This is a genomic window from Candidatus Margulisiibacteriota bacterium (assembly GCA_031268855.1).
Taxonomy (GTDB): domain Bacteria; phylum Margulisbacteria; class Termititenacia; order Termititenacales; family Termititenacaceae; genus Termititenax.
Genome location: JAIRWS010000118.1, coordinates 1 through 5,890 on the forward strand (window position 1 = coordinate 1; position 5,890 = coordinate 5,890).

The following is a 5,890-nucleotide window of genomic DNA, read 5'->3' on the forward strand; positions in this document are numbered from 1 at the left end:
AAACGCATCGTTATTATACTATGACTTGGCGGAGTCGAACTTCACGAGCGTAGCGACGTGAAGTGAGACCCACAAGCGCGGAGCGCACAGTGACGCCCCAATAATTAAAAAAAACGCAATATTATTATACTATGATTTGGCGACTCGAACTTAACAAGCGGTGAAACCGCGAAGTTAAGTGAGAGCAACAAGCCAGCTCCGCTGGCGAAGTTACGCCCCAATAATTAAAAAAACGCATCGTTATTATACTATGACTTGGCGGAGTCGAACTTCACGAGCGTAGCGACGTGAAGTGAGACCCACAAGCGCGGAGCGCACAGTGACGCCCCAATAACGAGGAATTTTATAATGTGCGGCGCTTTCTGTCTATTAAGCGCCGCCAGTCAATAATTCACAATAAAAGAAAACCGCCTAACATGATCAGGATCGCGCCGAAAGTTCTGGTGTCGTCCGTATGCTTTTCCGTCGGGCAGTGGTATTCCACCGTTTTCTTTTCCACCACCACGACCTTGGGCGGCGGGGCTTTATGCGGAGCTCTTTTCTCGATCACTACTACTTGCGGGCGGTCTGGCTGGCTATGCCTATGATCATGTCCGCCCGCATAACAATTAACAAAAAGCGCGCCAAACAAGATCAGCATAACCAGACTTGTTTTACCAAAATGTTTTAACATACAAGCCTCCTTATATACATATTATACAGAGGAGCGTTGGCAAAAGTTCCCGAACGCGGCTGCTTATTTCACCCGTAGGTAGTTCTGTCCGTCCAGCTGTAAAGTGTCCGCGTCGATTTTTTTGTACGACATTCCTATTTTATGCGCCTGACCGTCAACTTCCAACGCCATATTGACACGCGGCGCGCCGAAAAGTCCCTGTCCCAGTGTGTATGTGCCGCCGACACTGGTAATAACTGCCTCACCGCGCGCCTGTTGCTCGGCCTCGATGGCTTTACGAGCTTCCTCGCCGCTTTCCAACATGGCGAACGTGCCGTCCGCGTTGAACTGAAATGCCAGACCCTCTTTGTTGTGTTTCCATATTCCCACCACTTCAGCGGGTGATCCTTGCGCAAACACTCCGGCGCACAAAATCGCAACCAAAAATACGCTCCATAATTTCCGCATAAATTCTCCTTTCTTATTTAATATCCTGCCGCTTAAAAAGCAGACAGCCTATAACAACAGTGGCAAGTACAAAAATAATGCTCACCGCCGCGCCGTGCGCCAGAAATGCCGCGTCGTGAAAATTCTCGGTCAGACGCATAATATAGTAGTGCGGAATGAACGGAGCGAGCGGGTTAAGCACGTCAAAGGCGGAGCAAATCTCGACCAGCACACCTTGAAGTCCGACAAAAACAAGCCCGACGCCAACACTAAACGCAATATTCGGCACGAGAAATGCCAGAAGACAGCCAATCGCCGCATAGACAAGGTGATATAAAACCTGCATTCCCAAAACAAGCACGGTATTGGTGATAAAACCAGCTGGATCGCCAAAGCCATACAACGCCGTAAAACTGGCGATAAAGGTAAGCGTGGAAACGGACATACAAAGAATGAGCATTACCGCGTTGACCGCCAGCTTGGAAAGATAGACCTTGGAGCGCGACGCTCCCGCACAAAGCGCGTTCCGTATCGTTCCTTGCGCAAACTCAGTCGAAATGAACAGACCGGAAAACACCACTACTATAAAACCATAGAGATTTGAGATTGTCGTCAGCGCGTAGGCGCCAAGCGAACCCACCGGAATAAAACCAAACACATCGACGGCGGTAAAAACCTCTCCTTCCACTGTGGCGCCGCTTTGCACAAACAACATAAAGCAGGCGGTAACCACCGTGCAGATAATCGTGGCAATGGGCAGTAAACGAAAGCCGATATTGCGCCATAATTTAAAAAAATCCGAATTAAGAATAGTTGTCATGCTGCCACTCCTTCCGCAAATTCTGTTTGCGTTAATTTCATAAAATATCCTTCCAGATCCTGTCCGGCGCAGATGATGGAAGTAACCGGAATATCTGCCTTACACAGCGCCATATTTATGGACATAGTTTCGTCCAGCCGCTCAAAGATATGGATTTCCTGATCCGAAATAATTTGCAGCTCATTGATCTGGAAACGCTCTTTCAAAAACGCAAAAGTCTTTTTCGGCTTCGGCGTGCAGAGGCGGATACACTGGCGACATTCTTTTTGCAGCTCCTCCGCGCCGATCTGCTTGATCAGTCGTCCACGATCGATAATGCCGTAATGGGTCGCCAGCAGCGCCAGCTCGGAGAGGATATGGCTGGAGATCAGGATCGTCATATTCTGCTCGAACGCCAGCCGTTTAAGCAATTCACGGTTTTCAATAATGCCTTTGGGGTCAAGGCCGTTCACCGGCTCGTCCAGAATGAGCAGTTCCGGTTTGGCGAGCATCGCCTGCGCCAACGCCAGTCGCTGACGCATACCGAGAGAAAAATCACAGGCCTTTTTCGTGCCAGTATCCGCAATCCCCGCCAGACGAAGCGCTTGCTTGATCGCCTTCTCATCAGACAGCCCTAAAAGCCGCGCCTGGACTTCAAGATTTTCGCGCGCGGTCAGGTTGGGATACAAGGCTGGCGTTTCCACAATGCAGCCGATCTTGCGCCGCATTTTTTGCAAAGCGTCGTCACCGCTTTTCCCGAAGAGCTCAAGGCGTCCCTCGGTCGGCTGGATCAAACCGGTGAGCATCCGGATCAGCGTGGTTTTGCCCGCGCCGTTCTGCCCGATAAATCCATAAATCTGTCCCCGTCCGATCTCCACATTCAGGTTTTGCACGGCGTAATGGGCAACGCCGCCGCTGGAATACGCCTTGCTCAAATTGATCGTCCGGACAATCGTTTCACTCATAAATACCTCCTTTAAAATTAAGATAATTATAGTTTAGTAGCTAAATAAAAATAAGTCAATAGTTTAGTTACTATACAAAAAGTCCGGCTCGCTGTAATAATTTTAAAGGGCGGGAATATTCTGCCAGGCTTTGGCGCCGTTTATTAGCAGGACATCCAGAAACTTTATGATAACCTGTCCTTCTTTTCTAGTAAGCGATTCAAAATAGGCAAAAATTCCGGCATTGAGGCGGGTGTGGTGTTTGTGATGTCCTCTAACCGCTTTCTTGCCCAGCGGGGTTAAACGAAAATAGAGTTCTTTCTGGTTATCCGGCAGATGGTAACTTTCGACCAATTCTTTTTCCGTAAGTTTTTTGACAACCTGAGTAATGGCGCCTTTGGTTATGCCAAGCCGCGCGGCGAGAGCACTGGGATTCTCACCCGCATGTACGGCGATAGTATCCAGCAAATGCACTTCCGAATGATACAAGGAAAAGCCTATGCCATAGTCCCACGGTGTTTTCTTCTCCGCGTTAAGCACCGTTATAACTTTATTGATTTTTTCCGCCAGGACCAAGGCAAGTTGTCTATCCATATTCCATTTATAATATAGCAACTAAATAATCTTGTCCAGCTTGGCGCTAAAAACCGCTAGCGCTCATTGCTTGATAATGATCACCGTCGTATCTTTATCTTTGTGTCTTCTTCTGGATTTGAGAATTTCTTTAGTTTTGCCATCCGCGTCAGTATAGCCCTTAAGCCAGATTTTGATCCGTGCCGGCTCGCGTTCCAGGACAAAACCCGGCAGTATTATTTTGGCGGTATTAAACGTGGAAAAATCCGGCTGCTCAACCACAAACAAATTATCTTCATAATCTCTTTCCAGCAGCGGGCGGCCTTGTCCGTCGTACATCTGCACCAGAAACTCAAGTTTTTGCGGCGCGAAATTTTCTCTCAATCTGATCAGCCGCAGCTCCAGATCATAAACAGCATACCCCCGCCGCAGGTATTCAATACTCGTCTCGCTGATATTGTACGGGAGATCAAGCTGCTCTATAGACAGCGGCGCCGCGCTAATTTTCCACTGGGCAGCCTCTTGCGCCGCGCTGCCCCAGAGCGGAATAAATGCAAATTGCTCAGCCAAAGCAGCGGCGCTTAGAAAAACAAATAATAAAAAAACACTCAGCCACCTGCGCATAAAACACACTCCCGATACTTTTCTGGAATTATAACAGAAACGCGCTCAGCGCTGGTCAGGATGTTCCATTTCAGGAACAAGCGGCAAATACACAACATAAACATCTTTGGTATCTATACTATCCTCTGTCAGGCGGATTAATTTATCACCCCAAAAACCCTTTATCGCACCCCAACAATTCGGCATCAGTTTCAAGGCAGTGCGTAGCAAAGCTGTATCTTGCATGTCATTGATAGCCAAACTATTCATGTCGTTGTTCGCAGCCACTTCCAGCAAATATTTGAGAAGAGCCGCGCTAATCCCTTCGTCCCTGCAATTAGGCTCGATGTCGATCGAATACAACTTCAAAGTTTGCCGATCCCAGCCGATCTCCAAGCGGCCTATTTTTTGCTGCGCCAGACGAATATCGTATACTTGATCCTTAGTGGTTTTATTGGTATATACCCAAGCTAGCGTCAACGGCGCCGGCGCATAATCCACAGACAATAATTTCGTCAACATAAGGATAGCCTCTATCTCAACATTTCAATAAACTCTATTAAGTCTTTTTTGTACAAAGGCTTGATGTCCGGCAGGAAATCTGGTGTGCCGGAAAACCGCAATACTTGCCCGGCCAATCTCTCCGTATCTAAACCCCGCAGATATTCTCCCAAACCGCCGCCGGTCTGATGCGCGGCCAGCCATTTTTGCCAGAGGATATAGGCGCCGCCGCTCGCTTCGACTCCGCTCAGCGAGCGTTGGCCGGTGAACGCTGTCGAACCGAGCAACTCTCCCAGTTCTCGATATTTCGCCGGCAAAATTTTTTCGATAGATCTTATTTTTTGCAAAAGTATTGCCGCCAGTCCGCGGCCGTGCGCCAGAGAGTCATTGTGCGCGGAAAGCACGTGCTCGATAGAGTGCATGGGAAATTCTCCGCTGCGGCCTTCGTTGACCACGCCGGAGAGAGCCAGCGACGCCGCCCAGAATAACTGTGTGCGCGCTTCTTTATTGGACAAATCGTTCTTTAATATATCCAACGCGCGGATAACCGTTTTGGTGACAGCCAGAGCTAACTGGTCCTGCAAATAATCGTCAGCGTCTGTGGAGAGATACATTTCCAGCACATGGCAGATAATATCAATGCCGCCGTCCACCGTATTGGCATAGGGTAGTGAGACGGTCAACTGCGGATCGATAAGCGCGGCTTTGGGATACACCGCGTCGGCAAAGAACGGCGTTTTTTCCTGCGTAGCCGGATTGGAAATCACCGCGCCGCAATTCAACTCCGAGCCAGTCGCCGCCATAGTCGGGATAACGATCAAGGGCAGAGCGGAATTGATAGTTTTAATTTTCTGGCCTGGTCCTTTGTAAACATAATCCCAGATACCGCCGCCGTTCTTGGCGACCGCCGCCACGCCTTTGGCGGCATCCATGATCGAGCCGCCGCCCAGCGCAATTATCAGATCGCATTTGTTCTCCACGGCAATTTTGGCGGCCGCATCGACCTCGGTAGATTTGGGATTGGGCGTCACGCCGTCAAAAACCGTATGCGCAATTTTTAATTCATCAAGCTGCGCGGTCAATCTGGTCAGATAGCCATGTTTTGCCGAGGATTTGCCAGTCACGATCAACGCGCGTTTGCCGTGCGGTTTAATATATTTACCGGCTTTGTCCAGCATCCCCCAGCCGAAAACCACCCGCACCGGCAGAGCAAATTCAAAGAAATCAAGCATACCAGAATAATAGTGGGTATTTGCAAATACCGCAAGTTAGGCGATTTTTATAGTATAAATTACTACACCCGTTTAATATAGATCAGCGAATAATATGCCGGCATGTTGCTGGTATTGCTGTCCGTAGTTGTACTGTTGT

The 5,890-nt window shown here is 48.9% G+C and carries 8 protein-coding genes; all 8 read right to left on the reverse strand.

Annotated elements, in window-relative coordinates; all coding sequences use genetic code 11:
- Positions 1 to 391: 391 nt before the first annotated feature.
- The 8 genes from LBJ25_06990 to LBJ25_07025 all read right to left on the reverse strand — a co-directional run bounded on the left by LBJ25_06990 (position 392) and on the right by LBJ25_07025 (position 5,751).
- Entirely contained in the window at positions 392 to 673 is a 282-nt protein-coding gene (locus LBJ25_06990) for a hypothetical protein (protein MDR1453698.1), read from the reverse strand.
- 63 nt (positions 674 to 736) lie between these two features.
- Complete coding sequence (locus LBJ25_06995) at positions 737 to 1,120, reverse strand: hypothetical protein (GenBank protein MDR1453699.1); 384 nt, start codon at positions 1,118 to 1,120, stop codon at positions 737 to 739.
- Between the two features lie 13 nt (positions 1,121 to 1,133).
- Positions 1,134 to 1,919, reverse strand: coding sequence for an ABC transporter permease (locus tag LBJ25_07000; protein MDR1453700.1), 786 nt, complete (start codon positions 1,917 to 1,919; stop codon positions 1,134 to 1,136).
- Positions 1,916 to 2,863, reverse strand: coding sequence for an ATP-binding cassette domain-containing protein (locus LBJ25_07005; GenBank protein ID MDR1453701.1), 948 nt, complete (start codon positions 2,861 to 2,863; stop codon positions 1,916 to 1,918). Before LBJ25_07005 ends, LBJ25_07000 begins: the two co-directional genes overlap by 4 nt.
- A gap of 102 nt (positions 2,864 to 2,965) precedes the next feature.
- Positions 2,966 to 3,436 (reverse strand): MarR family transcriptional regulator, encoded by a 471-nt coding sequence (locus tag LBJ25_07010; GenBank protein ID MDR1453702.1) that lies wholly within the window; start codon positions 3,434 to 3,436, stop codon positions 2,966 to 2,968.
- A gap of 63 nt (positions 3,437 to 3,499) precedes the next feature.
- Positions 3,500 to 4,039, reverse strand: coding sequence for a hypothetical protein (locus LBJ25_07015; GenBank protein ID MDR1453703.1), 540 nt, complete (start codon positions 4,037 to 4,039; stop codon positions 3,500 to 3,502).
- A gap of 45 nt (positions 4,040 to 4,084) precedes the next feature.
- Entirely contained in the window at positions 4,085 to 4,540 is a 456-nt protein-coding gene (locus LBJ25_07020; protein MDR1453704.1) for a hypothetical protein, read from the reverse strand.
- 11 nt (positions 4,541 to 4,551) lie between these two features.
- Complete coding sequence (locus LBJ25_07025; GenBank protein MDR1453705.1) at positions 4,552 to 5,751, reverse strand: iron-containing alcohol dehydrogenase; 1,200 nt, start codon at positions 5,749 to 5,751, stop codon at positions 4,552 to 4,554.
- Positions 5,752 to 5,890: the final 139 nt, after the last annotated feature.